The sequence below is a fragment of the Hyalangium gracile genome (assembly GCF_020103725.1).
GTDB lineage: Bacteria > Myxococcota > Myxococcia > Myxococcales > Myxococcaceae > Hyalangium > Hyalangium gracile.
The window spans coordinates 41380-57899 of record NZ_JAHXBG010000021.1 but is presented as its reverse complement, the minus strand read 5'-3'; the positions used below and the strand labels follow the sequence as shown (position 1 = coordinate 57899).

10 protein-coding genes are annotated in these 16520 nt (G+C 69.5%); 4 read left to right on the top strand and 6 right to left on the bottom strand.

The genetic code is table 11. The annotated features are described in order from the left end of the window. Window position 1: 1 nt before the first annotated feature. The 3 genes from KY572_RS33690 to KY572_RS33680 form a co-directional block, all read right to left on the bottom strand. Window positions 2–1258, bottom strand: coding sequence for an AAA family ATPase (locus KY572_RS33690; RefSeq protein ID WP_224247774.1), 1257 nt, complete (start codon window positions 1256–1258; stop codon window positions 2–4). Window positions 1259–1349: 91 nt separating this feature from the next. Then, window positions 1350–2255, bottom strand: a complete 906-nt coding sequence (locus KY572_RS33685; RefSeq protein WP_224247773.1) for a flagellar motor protein MotB — start codon at window positions 2253–2255, stop codon at window positions 1350–1352. A 104-nt stretch (window positions 2256–2359) separates the two neighbouring features. Beyond that, on the bottom strand, window positions 2360–3982 hold the full coding sequence (locus KY572_RS33680) for an ABC-F family ATP-binding cassette domain-containing protein (RefSeq protein WP_224247772.1): 1623 nt from the start codon (window positions 3980–3982) through the stop codon (window positions 2360–2362). Between the two features lie 187 nt (window positions 3983–4169). On the opposite strand from KY572_RS33680, the gene KY572_RS33675 reads away from it, so the two are divergent. From KY572_RS33675 to KY572_RS33665, 3 genes are all read left to right on the top strand, one after another. Next, a complete protein-coding gene (locus tag KY572_RS33675; protein ID WP_224247771.1) occupies window positions 4170–6623 on the top strand; it encodes an ABC transporter permease in 2454 nt (817 codons plus the stop codon). A 114-nt stretch (window positions 6624–6737) separates the two neighbouring features. Further along, window positions 6738–9191: an ABC transporter permease gene (locus tag KY572_RS33670; RefSeq protein WP_224247770.1), complete on the top strand. Its 2454-nt coding sequence runs from the start codon at window positions 6738–6740 to the stop codon at window positions 9189–9191. 20 nt (window positions 9192–9211) lie between these two features. Then, on the top strand, window positions 9212–10186 hold the full coding sequence (locus tag KY572_RS33665) for an NADPH:quinone oxidoreductase family protein (protein WP_224247769.1): 975 nt from the start codon (window positions 9212–9214) through the stop codon (window positions 10184–10186). 27 nt (window positions 10187–10213) lie between these two features. Here the strand turns inward: KY572_RS33665 and KY572_RS33660 are convergent, their stop codons facing one another. The 3 genes from KY572_RS33660 to fusA form a co-directional block, all read right to left on the bottom strand. Continuing rightward, window positions 10214–12145, bottom strand: a complete 1932-nt coding sequence (locus tag KY572_RS33660; protein WP_224247768.1) for an ABC-F family ATP-binding cassette domain-containing protein — start codon at window positions 12143–12145, stop codon at window positions 10214–10216. Window positions 12146–12164: 19 nt separating this feature from the next. Then, complete coding sequence (locus tag KY572_RS33655) at window positions 12165–13640, bottom strand: DEAD/DEAH box helicase (protein ID WP_224247767.1); 1476 nt, start codon at window positions 13638–13640, stop codon at window positions 12165–12167. A 119-nt stretch (window positions 13641–13759) separates the two neighbouring features. After that, complete coding sequence (fusA, locus tag KY572_RS33650) at window positions 13760–15874, bottom strand: elongation factor G (protein ID WP_224247766.1); 2115 nt, start codon at window positions 15872–15874, stop codon at window positions 13760–13762. A gap of 213 nt (window positions 15875–16087) precedes the next feature. Here fusA and KY572_RS33645 point away from each other — a divergent pair, with 213 nt between their 5' ends. Next, window positions 16088–16450: a nuclear transport factor 2 family protein gene (locus KY572_RS33645; RefSeq protein WP_224247765.1), complete on the top strand. Its 363-nt coding sequence runs from the start codon at window positions 16088–16090 to the stop codon at window positions 16448–16450. Window positions 16451–16520 lie beyond the last annotated feature (70 nt).

The following is a 16520-nucleotide window of genomic DNA, read 5'->3' as shown; positions in this document are numbered from 1 at the left end:
CTCAACCTCCCAGGAAGCCGATGAGAGCTCGGAGGCGGACGACCTCGGAGTCCTGCTCGCCGAGTTGCTTCGCCAACTCGTCCAAGGCTTCGCGGGCTCGGGGTAGCTCTCCCGAGTCGATCATCCCGGAGATGTCGTGGATGCGGCTGGCCGAAGCCTCGGGACGCTCTGGGATGCCCATGACCTCCGAGAGGATCGAATTGCTGTCTCGTCCCAGCGTGCCGGCTGGCAGGGATACGCGTTGGAAGCGGTCGAGGAGGACGACGGACTCCGCTGGGATCTGGCTCAGCACCTGGGGCGAGTGCGTCGTCAGGATGAACTGGCAGTTGGGGAAGGTCTGGCCGAGTTGCTCAACGACCAACCGCTGCCAGCCAGGGTGGAGGTGCAGCTCGATCTCGTCGATCAGCACGACGGCTTCGGCCGAGAGTGGCTCCTGAAGCCTGGGGTTGGCGATGGCCAGGCGGCGCGCCAGGTCCCCGGCCAGGGCGAGCAGTCCCTTCTCCCCGTCCGAGAGCTGGCCCAGCTCCAAGGTGGTTCCGTCCTTCTGGACGACCATCGTCCCGTGAGCCCGTTGCACACGAAGCCCAGAGAACCCGGGGACGAGCCTTTCGATGGCCGCGCGGACGGCTTCGAGCTGGCGGTCCCGGTGGCTGGGATTGACCTGGAGCCGTTCCTCATTCTCCAGGTCCTCTCGCTCGCGGAACCACTCGAAGAAGCGTTTGAAGTCCCGGCGGGTTCCACCCAGCGCTTCGGTGTATGCATCGAGAAAGGAACTCAGCTCGATGTCGAGTCCACCTCGGTTCGGCTCGTGCTGCAGCGGAACGTCCGTGGCTGGAATACGATTGACCGGGTAATACATTGCCAGCGGGACCCAGAGTTGCTGTCCCTCGAGAATCCTGCTCTCTGTCTCGGAGACAAGCGCCTTGACTCCTGACAGATCGCTTGACGCCTGCTGAGGAAATCCCCTGCGCATGTGCGCCAGCGACCACCGGAAGGTCTCCCCATGGAAGGTGACTTCCAGTGAGTTGAGGGTGTAGGGCTTGGCGAGTGCAATATCGGCTTCAGTGAGCTGGGGGCGCTTCCCACTCTCTTTCAGGAGTTCCGGTGGAATCTGTCCCAGTAGCAACGCCAGGCAGTCGAGGATCGAAGTCTTTCCGGCTCCATTGACTCCGACGAGCACTGTCACCTGCCCATGGAAATCCAGGGCGAGTTCGCTGAACCCGCGGAAGGACTTCATCTCAAGGCGGCGGACCTTCATCGAAGAAATCGACTCCCGGATAGAGGGGCTGACGCTACAGCCCCATCTCGGCGAAGGCGAGAAAAGCCCCCGGGGCGCCAGGCCCCGAGCGTCAGTCGATCTTGCCGGTGGAGAAGGAGGCGCCGGCGATGACGCGGAAGGCGGGGGTGTCCATGGCCACGCCGACGCCCGGCCCGCCGAGCACGTAGAGGTCCAGCCAGGACAGGGCGTGGCGGCGGATGGCCAGCAGCACCTCGGTGCTCATGCGGCCTCCGGAGAGCGGCAGGCCGAGCAGCACGCTCAGCTCGCCGCGCGTCTTCTTGCCGCCGAGCGACGTCACCGTGGCCGCCAGCCGCATCTCGTTGCCGATGATGTCGTTCTCGCGCCCGGAGTAGGAGCTGATGTCCAGCTTCTTGCGCAGCAGCGTTCCCACCTCGGCGCCGAGCTGGAACCGCTGCGACTGGAGGCCGAGCTGGAGCCGGGGCAGCAGCGCGAAGTCCCCCTTGCCGAGGGCCGCGGCGCTGCCCACGGGCAGTCCCGCGCTCACGTCCACCGCGAGGTTCACCGGCGCTCCCCGCTTGACGCTGAGCAGGCCGGCGCGAGCCCCCACCCAGGGCGTGTCCAGCCCGGAGCGGGCCGGAGGCAGCATCCCCTGCCGGCGCGTGCCGGACTGGGCGAGGATGAACGGAGCCTGCGCCCCCACCTGCAGCCACGACAGCACGCCGTAGGCCGCGGTGACGTGGGTGGTGAACTTGCCCTCCACGAGCGCCTGGTTCGTCTGCGGATCCCAGCTCTCGTCGAAGGCGAGTGGTTGCTGCTCAAACTGGAACTGGACCGAGGAGCGGAACACCCCCTGGTCGAGCGTGCGGCCCGTACCTACGACGAGCGAGCCGAGCGCGCCGGGATCGAACTGGAGCCGCTGCAGCGTGAAGGCGGGCAGGCGCTCCTGAGCGGCGGCGGCGGTGGACAGCAGGGACAGCGCGAGGACGAAGATCGAACGGACAGGGGAGCGGGACATCGAGCGCATCTTTCGTGACGGGAACGCCGGATGCACTCTACGGCCTACGCAAAACGTCTGGAGTAGAAAATGCCTGGACGCGCAGTCCAGGCACTCTCCGCGTCTCAGTTTCTCAGGCCCGGAGCCTCGTGGCCGGTGCGCGCGACGTACTCGGTGTAGCCGCCGCCGTACTGGTGCACGCCCTCGGGCGTCAGCTCCAGCACCCGGTTGGAGAGCGCGCCCAGGAAGTGCCGGTCGTGGCTGACGAAGAGCATGGTGCCCTCGTAGTTGGCCAGCGCGGTGATGAGCATCTGCTTGGTGGCCATGTCCAGGTGGTTGGTGGGCTCGTCCAGCACCAGGAAGTTGGGCGGATCGAAGAGCATCTGCGCCAGCACCAGCCGCGCCTTCTCGCCACCGGAGAGCACCCGGCACTTCTTGTCCACCTCGTCCCCCGAGAAGCCGAAGCACCCGGCCAGCGCCCGCAGCGAGCCCTGCGAGGCCCGCGGGAAGCGATCGATCAGGGACTCGAACACCGTCAGCTCGCCCTTGAGCACCTCCATGGCGTGCTGGGCGAAGTAGCCCATCTTCACGCTGGAGCCCACCGTCACCGCCCCGTCGTCCGGCTGGGACTCGCCGGAGATGAGCTTGAGCAGCGTGGACTTGCCCGCGCCGTTCACCCCCATCACGCACCAGCGCTCGCCGCGGCGCACCAGGAAGTCCAGCCCGTCGTAGATGCGGCGCTTGCCGTAGCCCTTCACCACCCGCTCCAGCTTCGCCACGTCGTCGCCCGAGCGCGGCGGCGGCTGGAACTCGAAGAGCAGCGTCTGCCGGCGCTTGGGCGGCTCCACCTTCTCGATCTTCTCCAGCTTCTTCACCCGGCTCTGCACCTGGGCCGCGTGCGAGGCCCGCGCCTTGAAGCGCTCGATGAACTTCAGCTCCTTGGCCAGCATCGCCTGCTGCCGCTCGAACTGCGCCTGCTGCTGGCGCTCGTTCTGCGCGCGCTGCTTCTCGTAGAAGTCGTAGTTGCCCGAGTACGTCGTCAGCGAGCCGCCGTCGATCTCGATGATCTTCGTCACGATGCGGTTCATGAACTCGCGGTCGTGGCTGGTCATCAGCAGGGCGCCCTCGTAGCCCTTGAGGAAGTTCTCCAGCCAGATGAGCGACTCGATGTCGAGGTGGTTGCTCGGCTCGTCCAGCAGCATGGCGTCCGGACGCATCAGGAGGATGCGGGCCAGCGCCACGCGCATCTTCCACCCGCCGCTCAGCGCGCCCACGTCCCCGTCCATCATGTCCTGGTTGAAGCCCAGGCCCGCGAGGATCTCCCGCGCGCGGCCCTCGAGCGCGTAGCCGCCCAGCTCCTCGTAGCGGCCCTGCACCACGCCGAAGCGCTCGATGAGCTTGTCCATCTCATCCATGCGCTCGGGGTCCGCCATGGCCGCCTCCAGCTCCTTGAGCTCGGAGGCCACCTTGGACACCGGGCCCGCGCCGTCCATGGTCGCGGCCACCGCCGACATCCCGGACATCTCGCCCACGTCCTGGTCGAAGTAGCCCACGGTGACGCCCCGGTCGACGGAGACCTGGCCCTCGTCCGGCAGCTCGCGCTGCATGATCATGCGGAAGAGGGTGGTCTTCCCCGCGCCGTTGGGGCCCACCAGGCCGATCTTCTCGCCCCGGTTGAGCTGGGCGGAGGCCTCCACGAAGAGGATTTGCTGGCCGTGCTGCTTGCCGATGTTGTCGAGCCGGATCATGAGATGTTCGAAGGGTTGAGAGGCGGCCTACCTAGCACAGACCTGGGGCTGGGAAGGGGATGGCCTGCAACGCGTGGCACCGCCCGAGCCTTCCCCCCAGCCTCCAGCCATCCCACCGCTCCTCACCTGGGGCGGCGCAATGGAATTCCAGTGTGCTCGTAGAGCAGGCTACCGGACAGGGGATTTCATGGCCGCACTGCTCGAAGACCTCCGCTTCGCCGTTCGCATTCTCCGCAAGAACCCCGGCTTCACGGCCGTGGCCATCCTCACGCTGGCGCTGGCCATCGGGGCCAACACCGCCATCTTCAGCGTGGTGAACGGGGTGCTGCTGCGGCCGCTGCCCTTCCCGGAGCCCGACCGGCTCTTCCAGGTGTTCCGCCGCTCGCCGGACTGGGTGGCCACGTCGCTCTCCGAGCCCCAGTACGCCTTCGTGGCCAGCCAGAGCCAGCCCTTCTCCGGGGTGACGGCCTACCCGGCGATGAACAGCGGGTTCAACCTGACGGGGGACGGCCTCCCCGAGCGCATCATGGGCACCCGCGTGACGCGCTCGTTCTTCGAGGTCATCGGGGTGCGGCCGGCGCTCGGCCGGACCTTCCATCCGGAGGAGGACGTGCCGGGCGGGCCCCACGTGGTGGTGCTGGGGCACAGCCTGTGGCAGCAGCGGTTCGGCGGCAGCCCGGACATCATCGGCCGCTCCCTGTCGTTGAACGGGGACACGTTCACCATCGTCGGCGTGGCGCCGCCCGGCTTCGGCTTCCCGGACTCCGCGCAGCTCTGGACGCCGCTGCAGCTCAACCCGGCGAGCACGGACGATGGGCACTACCTCATGGTGGTGGGACGCCTGAGGCCGGGCGTGCAGCCGGAGCAGGTGAGCGCGATGCTGGCCGTCCAGGGCGATCAGCTCCGGGCGAACCGGGCCGCGGCGCTGGATCCGGAGCGCAAGCTGGACGGCGCGCCGCTGCAGACCATGAACGCCCGGCACGTGAAGCCGGCGCTGCTGGTGCTGCTGGGCGCGGTGGCGCTGGTGCTCCTCATCGCCTGCGTGAACCTGGCCAACCTCCAGCTGGCACGGGCCGCCAGCCGAGAGCGGGAGCTGGCCGTGCGCACGGCCCTGGGCGCCAGCCCTCAGCGCATCATGGGCCAGCTGCTTACCGAGAGCGTCCTCCTGGCCACCGCGGGCGGAGTCCTGGGGCTGCTGCTGGCCACCTGGGCCATTCCGTCGCTGCTCGCGCTGGCACCCCAGGGGCTGCCGCTGCCCGAGACGGTGGGCATCGATGGGACGGTGCTGGCCTTCACGCTCGGGGTGTCCGTCGTCACCGGCCTGCTCTTCGGCCTGCTGCCCGCGCTGCAGGCCTCCCGGCCGAACCTGCAAGGCTCGCGCAAGGTGAGTGCGTCGCGCGCCACCTCCGGCCCGGGCGGCAACCGGACGCGGAAGCTGCTGGTCGTGAGCGAGGTGGCGCTGGCCGTCATCCTCCTCATCGGCGCGTCGCTGCTGGTGAAGAGCTTCGCGGCCCTGAACGCCACGGCACCCGGCATCGACGCGCAGCGGGTGCTGACGATGAAGATCTCGATGCCCGAGGGGCGCTATGGCACTCCGCAGGCGCTGGAGTCCTTCATCCACCGCGTGCTGGAGCGGGTGCAGGCCCTCCCGGGAGTCGAGGCGGCGGCCTACGCGGCCACCCTCCCGTTCGAGGACGGCGCCGACATGGAGTTCGCCATCGAGGGGCGCTACCGGGGGCCCGAGAGCAAGGAGGGGGTGGGGGACGCGTTCTACCGCCCGGTGACGCCCGGCTACTTCCAGGCCCTGAAGATCGAGCTGGTCCGGGGCCGGCTGCTGGATGACAAGGATCGGCACGGCAGCGTGCCCGTGGTGGTCATCAACGAGGCCGCGGCGCGCAAGTTCTGGCCGGGGCAGGATCCCATCGGGCAGCGCATCACCATCGGCCACTCGGTGCCGCACATCGGAGACAAGGTGCCGCGGGAGATCGTCGGCATCGTGCGCAACGTGCGCGAGGTGGGCCTGCAGGATGAGGCTCCGGCCATCACCTACGTGCCGCCGGGGCAGATGCCTCCTGGAATGGCGGCGCTGTTCGTGCGCCTGCTACCCCAGAACCTGCTGGTGCGCGCGCCGGGGGACACCGCGCCGCTGGCGGCCGCCGTGCAGCGGGAGATCCATGCGGTGGACTCGATGCAGCCGGTGACGAATGTGATGCCCATGGGAGACATCCTCGCCCGCTCGCTGGGCTCGCAGCGCTTCAACACGCTGCTGCTGGGGCTGATGGCGGGCCTGGCGCTGGTGCTGGCCGCAGTAGGCATCTACGGCGTGCTGTCGTACCTGGTGAACCAGCGGACCCGGGAGCTCGGGGTGCGGCTGGCGCTGGGCGCCACCCGGGGCGAGGTGGTGATGCTCGTGCTGCGCCAGGGTCTGTCCACGGTGGGGATCGGCGTGGCGCTGGGCATCGCCGGGGCCGTGGGGCTCACGCGACTCATGGAGCACCTGCTGGTCTACGTGAGCGCGCTGGATCCGGTGGCCTTCATCGCGGCGCCCGTGGTGCTGGTGGGCGTGGCCCTGGTGTCCACGTGGCTGCCGGCCCGGAGGGCCTCGCGCGTGGACCCCATGGTGGCGCTCCGGTACGACTAATCGCGGACTCCCTGCACTCCCCGTTGCTCTCCTGGCGGAAGAGTATGCATCCGCCCCCGGCCATGCGATCGTCTCGCGGGACCCTCGTCGGGAGGGGCTCCCTAGAGGGATTGCATGGCCGAGCTGGCCGACGATCTGCGATTCGCCGCCCGTCTTCTGCGCAGGAGCCCAGGGTTCACCGCGCTCGCCATCCTCTCGCTGGCGCTGGCCATCGGAGCCAATACCGCCATCTTCAGCGTGGTCAACGGCGTGCTGCTGCGGCCGCTGCCGTTCCGGGAGCCCGAGCGCCTGTTCCGGGTGATGCGCCACGACTCGTTCCGGGATGACGCCCCGCTCTCCGTGCCCCAGTACGCGTTCCTGATGCGCCAGGAGCAGCCGTTCTCCCAGATGATGGCCTGGCTCGTCATCGAAGGGGGCTTCAACCTCACCGGCAATGGTCCTCCCGAGCGCATCTCGGCCGCGCGCGTGACGGCCTCGTTCTTCGAGGTGCTCGGCGTCTCGCCGGCGCACGGCCGGGCCTTCCATCCGGAGGAGGACGTCGAGGGCGGGCCGCGCGTGGTCCTGCTGGGACACGAGCTGTGGCAGCAGCGCTTCGGGGCGCGCCCCGACATCGTCGGGCAGGCCATCGCCCTGAACGGCGAGGACCACACCGTCGTCGGCGTCGCGCCGCCAGGCTTCAACTTCCCGCACCAGGCCCAGCTCTGGGCGCCGCTCCGGCTCGATCTCGCCACCACGGAGGATGCGCACTACCTGGGGGTGGTGGGCCGGCTGAAGCCCGAGGCGAAGCCCTCGCAGGTGGAGGCCCTGGTGAGGGCGCAGGGGGAGCAGCTGCGCGCGAGCCGTCCCGGAGCGGTCCGCCCCGGGCAGCGGCTGGAGGCGGGAGATCTCAACTCCATGCGGGTCCGAGAGGTGAGGCCGGCGCTGCTGGTGCTGCTGGGCGCGGTGGCGCTGGTGCTCCTCATCGCTTGCGTGAACCTGGCCAACCTCCAGCTGGCTCGGGCCGCCCGCCGGGAGCGGGAGCTCTCGGTGCGCGCCGCGCTGGGGGCGAAGCCGAGCCGCATCCTTCGCCAGCTGCTCACCGAGAGCGTGCTCCTGTCCGCCACCGGTGGCGTGCTGGGGCTGGCGCTGGCCGCGTGGGCGCTGCCCGTGCTGCTCGCGCTGTCTCCCGAGGAGCTCCCGTTGCCGGAGGAACTCCGCATCGACGGGGTGGTGCTCCTCTTCACCGGAGGGGTCTCGGTGCTGGCCGGCGTGCTCTTCGGGCTGTTGCCGGCGTGGCAGGCCTCTCGGATGGATCCAGTGGGCTCGCTGCGCGTGAGTGCCTCGCGGGTGACGCCTGGCGTTCCGCGCAGTCGCATGCAGTGGGTGCTGGTGGTGGGGCAGGTGGCGCTCGCCGTCATCCTGCTGGTGGGCGCCGCGCTGCAGGGGAAGAGCTACTTCCTGCTGAGGAGCGTCGACCCCGGCTTCGATGGCCGTGACGCGCGGATGGTGAAGCTCCCCCTGCCCGAGACGCGCTATGGCTCCATCGAGGCCATCGAGGACTTCACCCAGCGAGTGCTGGGGCGGCTGAGGGGCCTGCCCGGAGTCCAGGCGGTGGGCTTCGCGCTGACGCTGCCGCTGGAGTCCGGGCTGCGGCTCAACTTCACCATCGCGGGCCGCAAGCAGGGGCCGGGCAGCGAGTCGGAGATGGGGCTGGCGCACTACCGGCCCGTGACGCGCGGCTACTTCGATGCCTTGAAGATCGAGCGGGTCGACGGGCGGCTGCTGGACGAGCTCGATCGCCACGGGAGCCTGCCCGTGGTGGTCATCAACGAGGCGGCGGCGCGCCGCTACTGGCCGGGGCAGGACCCGCTGGGCAAGCGCGTCACCTTGGGGAGCTCCATCCCGCAGCTCGCCGACCCGGAGCCCCGGGAGATCATCGGCGTGGTGCGCGACGTCCGCGAGCTGAACCTGGAGGATGCGCCGGAGCCCGTCGCCTACGTTCCCCTGGGGCAGATTCCCCAGCCGCTCCTGACGCGGTTCGTGAGGATGCTGCCGCAGAAGCTCGTGATCCGTGCTTCGGGGGACACCGAGGCGCTGGCGGAGGCCGTGCGCAGGGAGATCTGGGCGGTGGATCCCGCGCAGCCGGTGTCCGCCATGCAGGGCATGGAGCAGATCCTCGATCGCTCGCTGGAGCAACCGCGCTTCACCGCGCTGCTGCTGGTGCTGATGGCGGCGCTGGCGCTGGCGCTGGCCGCGGTGGGCATCTATGGCGCGCTGGCCTATCGGGTGAACCAGCGGCTCCGGGAGCTCGGGGTGCGCCTGGCGCTGGGAGCCACGAGGGGCGCGCTGATGTGGCTGGTGGTGCGCAGGGCCCTGTCCGCGGTCCTGGTGGGCGTGGCGCTGGGCCTGTCCGCGGCCTTCGGGCTCACGCACCTGCTGGAGCACCAGCTCTACGAGGTGAGCGCGCTGGATCCGATGGCCTTCATCGTGGCGCCGGTGGTGCTGCTGGTGGTGGCGCTGGTATCCACGGGGCTGCCGGCGCTTCGGGCCGCCCGAGTCGACCCCATGGTGACCCTGCGAGCCGAGTAGACAGGAGACGAGGAGACGACATGCGTGCACTGCAGCTTCAGCGGCTGGAGGGCCCCGAGGGGCTCTCCCTGGTGGACCTTCCGGAGCCAGAGGCGGACGATCAGGTGCTCATCGACGTGGCGGCGGCCGGGGTGAGCTTTCCGGACCTGCTGCTGACTCGCGGGCTGTACCAGATGAAGCCTCCGCTGCCCTTCGTTCCGGGCGTGGAGGTGGCGGGCGTGGTGCGGAAGGCTCCGGCGGGAGCGGCCGTGAAGGCGGGAGACCGGGTGATGGCCTTCATCATGTTCGGCGGCTTCGCCGAGGTGGCCAAGGCCCCGCCCGAGATGTGCTTCCGCATCCCCGAGCGCTGGAGCATGGAGGCCGCCGCGGGCATGGTGATGAACTACCACACCGCCCACTTCGCGCTGCACCGGCGCGGCCGGCTCCAGAAAGGCGAGACCGTGGTGATCCACGGCGCCGCGGGAGGCGTGGGAACGGCGACGATCCAGGTGGCGCGCGGGGCGGGTGCCCGGGTGCTCGCCGTGGTCAGCGATGAGCGCAAGGCGGAGGTGGCGCGGCGAGCGGGCGCGCAGGAGGTGCTCCTGTCCACGGGCGACTGGGTCCAGCAGGTGCGCGAGAAGACGGAGGGCCGAGGCGCGGACGTGGTGATGGATCCGGTGGGCGGAGACATCTTCGACCGGAGCCTCAAGTGCCTGGCGCCCGAGGGCCGACTGCTGGTGGTGGGCTTCACCAGCGGGCGCATCCCGGAGGTGACGGTGAACCGGCTGCTGCTGCGGAACATCGACGTGGTGGGCGTGGCGTGGGGGGCGTTCCTGATGCACGACCCCGCCGTCACGCGGACCATCGCGAAGGAGCTGGCCGCGCTCGCGGACCAGGGCATCGTCGAGCCGCTGGTGGGGCCCGTGTACCCGCTGGAGCAGGGCGCTCAGGCGCTGAAGGATCTGGAGCAGCGGCGCGCCACCGGCAAGGTGGTCCTGCGCGTGCGGCCCGGCTGACGGCGGACGTGGGGCAGGGGCTCCAGGTCAGGCGCCGCTGACGAGGTTCTGCAGCTCCTGCCAGCGCGCGTACAGCCGGTCCACCTCGGAGGTCGCCGCCTCCAGCTCGCGCTGGAGCTCCGGCACCTTCGAGGCGCTGCTGTAGACGGCAGGGTCGGCCAGCTTCGCCTCCAGCTCCGCCTTGCGCGTCTCGGCCGCCTCGATCGCCGCCTCCATCCCGTCCAGCTCCCGCTGCTCCTTGTACGAGAGCTTCCCGGGCTTGCGCGCCGACCTGGGCGCCTCGGACGGCGACGGGGCAGGGGCCTCCTTCTTCGGCGCGGGTGGCGCGGCCTCCGCGGCCTTGGCCGCCTCCGCCTGGTCCTTCAGGCGCCGGTACATGGCGTAGTTGCCCTCGTACCGGACGACGCGGCCGTCGCCCTCGAAGGCCAGGACGGACGTGGCCACCTTGTCCAGGAAGTACCGGTCGTGCGTCACCAGCAGGACGCTGCCGGTGAAGCTCAGCAGCAGGCCCTCCAGGACGTTCAGCGTGACGATGTCCAGGTCGTTCGTGGGCTCGTCCAGCACCAGCACGTTGGCGCCTTCCAGGAAGAGCCGCGCCAGCAGCAGCCGGTTGCGCTCGCCTCCGGACAGCGCCGCCACCTTCTGGCGCTGCATCGGCACCGGGAAGAGCAGGTCGTCCAGGTAGTCACGCAGGGCGATCTTCTTGTCACCCAGCTCCACCCAGTCCTCGCCGTGCGAGGCCGCCTCGTAGACCGTCTGCTCCGGATCCAGCGTGGCCCGCGTCTGGTCGTAGTACGCCACCTTCGTGTTCTTGCCGATGACGAGCTTCCCGTCATCCGGCGGCAGCTCGCCCAGCAGCACGCGCAGGAACGTCGTCTTGCCCACGCCGTTGGGGCCCACCATCCCCACGCGCTCGCCGCGCTGGAGCCGGAAGTCCACGCCTCTCAGCACGCGCCGCTCGCCGAAGGACTTCTGGATGCCCTCCGCCTCGATGACGGTGTGTCCCAGCCTCGGGGCCGACAGCACCTGCAGCGCCGCCACCTTGGGACGCTCGAAGCCCTTCTCCGCCATCAGCTTGCGCGCCCGCTCGATGCGCGCCTTGCTCTTGGTGCGCCGCGCCTCGGGGCCTCGCCGCAGCCACGCCACTTCCTGGGCGATCCAGCGCTCGCGCTTGTGCTGGGCGATGGACGCGTTCTCCTGCGCCACCAGCTTCTGCTCCACGTACGCCTCGTAGTTGCCGGGGTACGAGATGGCGCCCGCGCCAGGCTGGATCTCGACGATCCTGTCCACCAGCCCGTCCAGGAAGTAGCGATCGTGCGTCACCAGCAGCAGCGCGCCGGGGAGCTTGTCCAGCTCCTCCTCGAGCCAGTCCACCGTGTCCGCGTCCAGGTGGTTGGTGGGCTCGTCCAGCATCAGCAGGTCGGGCCGCGTCAGCAGCGCCCGGGCGATGGCCACGCGCTTGCGCAGGCCGCCGGACAGCTGCGCCACCGGGCGGTCCCAGTCCTTCACGCCCAGCCGATCCAGCAGCGTCTTCGCGTGGTGCTCGGTGTCCCAGCCGCCCAGCTGCTCGATGCGGTCCGACAGCGCCGAGAGCTGCTCCAGCAGCTTCTCGTGCGCCTCGGCGGGGGTGGACTCCAGCTTGCGGCTGAGCTCCGCGTGCGCCGCCAGCGCCTCCTTCAGGGGCCCCTGGGAGACGGACAGCTCCGAGGCCACCGTGGCGCCCTCGGGGAACTCGGGCTCCTGGGGCAGGTAGGTGACGCGAGCGCCCCGGCGGAGCTGCAGCTCCCCCGCGTCCGCGCGCGACACCCCCGCCAGGATCTTCATCAGCGAGGACTTGCCCGAGCCGTTCACGCCCACCAGGCCCACGCGCTCACCCTCCTCGATGGTGAGGGTGAGCCCTTCGAAGACGGTGCGGCTTCCGAAGGTGAGCTGGACGTTGGCGGCGCGGAGCAGGGTCACAGGCCCCTCTTACCTCACCTCAGAGCCACTTCGGTGAGGTGCGCACGGGAGGAGGCGGCGGCCGGGAAGCCGTCGAGGCCGGCGCGGACGCCGCTCCCGAGGAGGACCGGCCCTCCGAGCCCCGGTGCTGTCCACCCTGAGCCTGCCGGGAGCCGCCCTGGCCTCCCGAGCGCCCCTGGCCCCGTCTGCGCCCACGTCCCCCGTTGCGAGGGCCGTGTGCCTGGCCTCCACCGCCCCGGGACTCGCCGGAGCGCTGGCCGCCGCCGTGGTGCCGCTGGCCGCCCTGGGAGCGCTGGCCCCCCTGCGCCTGCCCGGCCGGCGCCGAGTCCAGCGAGGTGGGCGCCGGAGCGGACGAGCCCGAGCGGAACGGGTGGTCCGTCACCACCGGCACGTGGCGCCGGATGGTGCGCTCGATGTCCTTCAGGTACGCGCGCTCCTCCGTGTCGCAGAAGGAGAGGGCGATGCCCGCCGCCCCCGCGCGCCCCGTGCGGCCGATGCGGTGCACGTAGGACTCGGGGATGTTGGGCAGATCAAAGTTGATGACGTGGGTGATGCCCTCGATGTCGATGCCACGGGCGGCGATGTCCGTCGCCACCAGCACCCGGCAGCTCCCATCCTTGAAGGAGTCCAGCGCCCGCTCGCGCGCGTTCTGGCTCTTGTTGCCGTGGATGGCCTCCGCCGTGATGCGCGCGGCCATGAGCTGCTTCGTCACCCGGTTGGCGCCGTGCTTGGTGCGAGTGAAGACCAGCGCGCGGCGGATGGTCGTGTCGCCCAGCAGGTGCACCAGCAGGTGGCGCTTCTGCTCCCGCTCCACGAAGTAGAGCTTCTGGTCCACCTTCTCCGCCGTGGTGGACTGCGGCACCACCTCCACCCGGGCCGGATCCTTCAGCAGGCTCTTGGAGAGCGCCTGGATCTCCGGCGGCATCGTCGCGGAGAAGAACAGCGTCTGCCGCTTCTGCGGCAGCTGGGCGATGACGCGCTTCACGTCATGGATGAAGCCCATGTCCAGCATGCGGTCGGCCTCGTCCAGCACGAACACCTCGAGCGCCTTGTACGAGACGAACCCCTGGCTCATCAGGTCCAACAGCCGCCCGGGCGTGGCCACGAGCACGTCCACGCCGCGGCGCAGCGCCTGCTCCTGCGCGTTCTGCCCCACGCCGCCGAAAATCACCGCCCACGTCAGCTTCGTGAAGCGGCCGTAGGCCTGGAAGCTCTCGACGATCTGGCTGGCCAGCTCGCGGGTGGGGGTGAGGATGAGCGCGCGGATGGGGCGGCCGTGCGCGGGAGGGACGGGGCGTCCCGTGGAGAGCCGGTGGAGGATGGGCAGCGCGAACGCCGCCGTCTTGCCCGTGCCCGTCTGCGCGCACCCCAGCACGTCCCGGCCCTCGAGCGCGGGCGGAATGGCCTGCTGCTGGATGGGGGTGGGAGTGGTGTAGCCCTCTTCCTTCACCGCGCGGAGCAACGGCTCGGCAAGCTTCAGTTCATCGAACGTCATGTTTTCCTGTCGCGGGTGGCGGGCACCCGCACAGGCGGAGCCGGAAAAACGGAGAGGGCGCCTCCACCCGCGAGGCGCCCTCCCGCGACTGCATGAATGCTGCGTGAGGCTCGAGCGGACTACTTGCGCGCGGCCTGCTCGGCGGCCAGCTTCTCGCGGTAGGCCGCCATCAGCGCCTCGGCCTCGTTCTTCGGCACGGGCGAGTACTTCGCGAACTCCATGGTGAACTCACCCTTGCCCTGAGTGGCCGAGCGCAGGTCCGTGGAGTAGCCGAACATGGTGTTCAGCGGCACCTCGGCGACGGCCACCAGGTAGCCCTCGCGGTTCTCGGTGCTGATGATGGTGCCGCGGCGCTGGTTGAGCTGACCCACCACCGAGCCCTGGAAGTCCTCAGGGGCCTGCACTTCCACCTTCATCACCGGCTCGAGGATGATCGGCTTGGCCGCGGCGTAGCCCTCACGGAAGCCCATGATGGCCGCGGTCTTGAACGCCATTTCGCTCGAGTCCACCGCGTGGAACGCGCCGTCGTTGATGACCACGCGCACGCCCACCACGGGGAAGCCGATGAGGCTGCCCTTCTTCACCGCCTCCTGGAAGCCCTTGTCGCAGGCGGGGATGAACTCGCGGGGGATGGAGCCGCCCACGATGTCATCCACGAACTCGTACTGCTGCACGGCGTCGGACGGCAGCGGCTCGAGGTAGCCGCACACGCGCGCGAACTGACCGGAACCACCGGTCTGCTTCTTGTGCGTGTAGGCGAACTCGCCCTTCTGGCTGATCGTCTCGCGGTAGGCCACCTGCGGCTTGCCGGCGATGACTTCGCAGTTGTACTCGCGCCGCATGCGCTCGATGTAGATCTCCAGGTGCAGCTCGCCCATGCCGCTGATGATCGTCTGGGCGCTCTCCTCGTCGCGGTGCACGCGGAAGGTCGGGTCCTCCTTGGTGAACCGGTTGAGGGCCTTGGAGAAGTTGGCCGTGCTGGTGCGCTCCTTGGGAGACACCGCGAGCGAGATCACCGCGTCCGGCACGTGCATGGACGTCATCGTGTACTGCACGGTGCCGTCGGTGAACGTGTCGCCGGAGGCGCACTCCACGCCGAACAGGGCGATGATGTCACCGGCCTGTCCCTCGTTGATGTCGTTCATCTCGCTGGCGTGCATGCGCACGATGCGAGGAACCTTGACCTTCTTCTGGTTCGACTGGTTGATGATGAAGTCGCCCTTGGACACGCGGCCCTGGTAGACGCGCATGTACGTCAGCTGACCGTAGCGACCGTCCTCCAGCTTGAACGCAAGGCCCACGAAGGGCTTGGCCGGATCGGACTCGAGGACGACCTGCGCCTCGTTGTTCTTCTGGTCCAGCGCGACGTTGGTGGCTTCCTTGGGGTTGGGCAGGTAGCCGCACACCGCGTCCAGCAGCAGCTGCACGCCCTTGTTCTTGTAGGCCGAGCCGCACATGACCGGCGTCATCTTCAGGGCGATGGTCGCCCGGCGGATGGCGGCGCGGATCTGATCGTCGGTGATGGCCGCGTCGGCCAGGAACAGCTCGCCGAGCTGGTCATCCACCTCGGCCACGCCCTCGATCATCTGCTGACGGCGCTGCTTGGCCTCGTCGACCATGTCGGCGGGGATGGCCTCCTCGCGGATCTTCTCGCCGTTCTCACCGTCGAAGTAGAACGCCTTCATGCTGACCAGATCGATCAGGCCCTGGAAGCGGTCCTCGGCGCCGATGGGGAACTGGAGCTTCACCGGGTGGTGGTGGAGCTTCTCCTTCAGCTGGGCGGCCACGCGGTCATAGTTGGCGCCGGCGCGGTCCATCTTGTTGACGAACGCGATGCGCGGAACCTTGTAGCGCTTCATCTGCCGGTCCACGGTGATGGACTGGGACTGAACGCCGGACACGGAGCAGAGCACCAGGATGGCGCCATCGAGCACGCGGAGCGCGCGCTCCACCTCGATGGTGAAGTCCACGTGTCCCGGGGTGTCGATCAGGTTGATGTTGTGGTCGCCCCACATGGCGTACGTGGCGGCGGACTGGATGGTGATGCCCTTCTCGCGCTCGAGATCCATCGAGTCCATCTTCGCGCCGACGCCATCCTTGCCACGGACCTCGTGGATCTCGTGGATGCGGCCCGTGTAATAGAGGATGCGCTCGGAGAGAGTCGTCTTGCCCGAGTCGATGTGGGCGGAGATGCCGATGTTGCGAATCTTTTCGATGGGTACGTTGGAGGCCACGATCCGGTCCTTCTGTTCTTGAAAAACGCCTGGGGGAACAGGGCAGGCGGGGCCTCTACTTCCCACAGGTTGAACTTTCCAGCCAAATCCGCATGCCGATGGGGGCACACGTGCACCCACCCCCGCCTACCGATCTGGTCTGACACCTTATATAGGGGAGGCCCGGCCGCTGCAGCGCGAGGCGCCCGCCGAGCATTTCCGAGGGGATCAACCATGAGTGCGAGCGAAAACTTCTCCGTGGCCCGAGCCTGGCTGCGTGCTTTCAACGCCCATGACGTGGAGGCGCTGGTGGCGCTCTATGCGGAGGACTGCACGCACACCTCGCCGAAGATCCGGGTGCTGCACCCGGAGACGGGCGGCAAGCTGGTGGGCAAGCAGGCGCTGGCGAAGTGGTGGCGGGAGGCGATCGCCCGGCTGCCCGGGCTGCGCTACGAGGAGACGGCGCTCACGGCGGACGAGGACCGCGTCTTCATGGAGTACCTGCGCCACGCTCCCAACGAGGCGCCCATGCCGGTGGCGGAGGTGCTGGAAGTGAAGGGCGGCCGGATCGTCGCCTCGCGCGTGTACCACGGCTGAGCCGGGGCCCTTCGCCCGCCGAGCAGGCAGGGCGGAGGGGCTCGGGCGTCACATCGGAGCCGCGCCGGAT